The 2,020-nt window shown below is 62.4% G+C and carries 1 protein-coding gene; it reads left to right on the top strand.

Going from position 1 to position 2,020, the window contains the following annotated elements; translation table 11 throughout:
• Nucleotides 1-105: 105 nt before the first annotated feature.
• Nucleotides 106-2,020, top strand: a 1,915-nt coding sequence (locus OXG98_15705) for a TonB-dependent receptor (protein MCY3773451.1), incomplete at its 3' end; no start/stop codon positions are given.

The raw sequence follows: 2,020 nt of genomic DNA on the forward strand, positions 1-2,020 counted from the left end.
GCGATACTGGGAAAATACCTGGATATCAAAGCCGCAGCTTGATACGGAATCGATTCTGTGTAAGATGATTTGACACTAATTCGGTCAATGTCGGGAGAGTGAGACGTGCCCATACCCATCGTGTTTCGAGATCGAGTTCTGGTGGCCGCCCTGTTGTCAGGGGCCTTGCTAATGCCGTTTTCAGCGGGCGTTCGCGCCGCGGACGACGAACCCACCGCGCGCACCCTCGAGGAAATCGTCGTGACCGCACGGCGCCGCGAGGAGAGCCTGCAGGACGTGCCGACGTCGGTTGCCGTGATTTCCAGCGAGGAAATCCTCGCCCGCGGCGAAGCCAACTTCGACGTCATCGGCCGGATCGTACCCAACGTGCACTTCGAGAGCGCCGGCGGAACCAGCGGCGTGGAGTCGCCGGTGGTGTTCGTGCGCGGCATGGGCCAGGCGGACTTCATCATCGTCGAGGATCCGGCCGTCGGGCTTTATCTCGACGGCGTGTTCATGGGGCGCATGGTAGGTCATGCCTCCGACCTGGTGGACGTGGAGCGTATCGAAGTGCTTCGCGGTCCGCAGGGAACCCTGTTCGGGCGCAATACCATCGGTGGCGCCATCAACATCGTCTCCAGGAAGCCGGACGATGAGTTCGGGGCGTCGATCAAGCTGGGAGCCGGGGAGGACGGCCTCATAGAAGCCCGGGGCACGGTCAACGTACCGCTCAACGGCGATTGGGGCGCACGCCTGAGTGCGTTCACCCGGGAAATGGATGGCTACGTCGATGCGCTTCAGTACCAGGGTTATGAGCTCGGCAGCGAGGACATCTGGGGAACAAGGCTGATGATCAGCGGCACAATGGGCGAGCAGTTCTCCGCCGACTTCAGCTTCGACTACTCCAAGGACACCAGCACGCCCGGCGCCATCGTCCCCCTGAACGGCATCGGGGTGTGGGACGGGCAGCAACGGGCGGGCCCGGGCCAGCCGGGGGCGTTCGGCAACTTCTGGAACGTCTTCTACAGCGGCAACCCGGGAAGCTGCCTCACGCCGGCCGGGCAGGCTGGCGATCCGGCGTGCTACGGGCCGGTATGGAACGCCGGGCGGTACGAGACGAACAGCGTCTTCACCGATCTTCAGGGCAACCAGATCGCGGCCGACCAGGACATCGAGGTGTGGGGCGCGAACCTGACGCTGGGGGTGGATTTCGAGGCGGTGTCGCTGAAATCCATCACGTCCTACCGCGAGTTCGACATCTTCCTGTTCAACGACCTCGACTTCTCGCCCCACATCGTATTCGCGAATACCCATCCCGAATACAGCCAGGAACAGTTCTCCCAGGAACTGCAGCTCACGGGCGCCGGCATCGACAACCGGTTGAACTACGTGGTCGGCGCCTACTACTTCAAGGAGGACGGGGTGGAAGACATCTTCAACCAGATCGCCCACGTTCCGGCCATCAGCGGCGGCCCTCCCACCAACTTTTTCCAGAACCTGGCGCGCCACATCGACAACGAGAGCTGGGCGCTGTACGGCCAGTTCACCTTCGACATCACCGACTCGCTGCACCTGACCGTGGGCACCCGGTATACCGAGTCGGAGAAAGACTTCGTGATGATCACCGAACGGGTCACGGGCACCACGGTGCAACCGGGCCTCTTGAAAACGAAAGAGCACACGCCCATGGCGAGCCTGTCCTACGACGTGGGCGAGCGGTCCATGGTGTATTTCACCTATTCGGAAGGCTACCGGGACGGCGGGTTTCCGGCGCGGTTCACGGGCGTGGTGCCCATTCCGCTGCCGAACTACTACCCCGAGTTCGTGGACAACTACGAGGTGGGCTACAAGACCACGCTGCTCGACGGGCGCTTGCGCGCCAACCTGGCGGCGTTTCTGATGGAATACTCCGACATGCAGATTTCCGCCACCTCCCTGCTCCCGAACGTCGGTGACAACACCACCAAGTTCAACCTGGGCGATGCGACTTACAAGGGCTTCGAGATCGAGCTGACGGCCCTGGTCACCGACAACTTCACCC

Source organism: Gemmatimonadota bacterium, from assembly GCA_026706345.1.
GTDB lineage: Bacteria > JAAXHH01 > JAAXHH01 > JAAXHH01 > JAAXHH01 > JAAXHH01.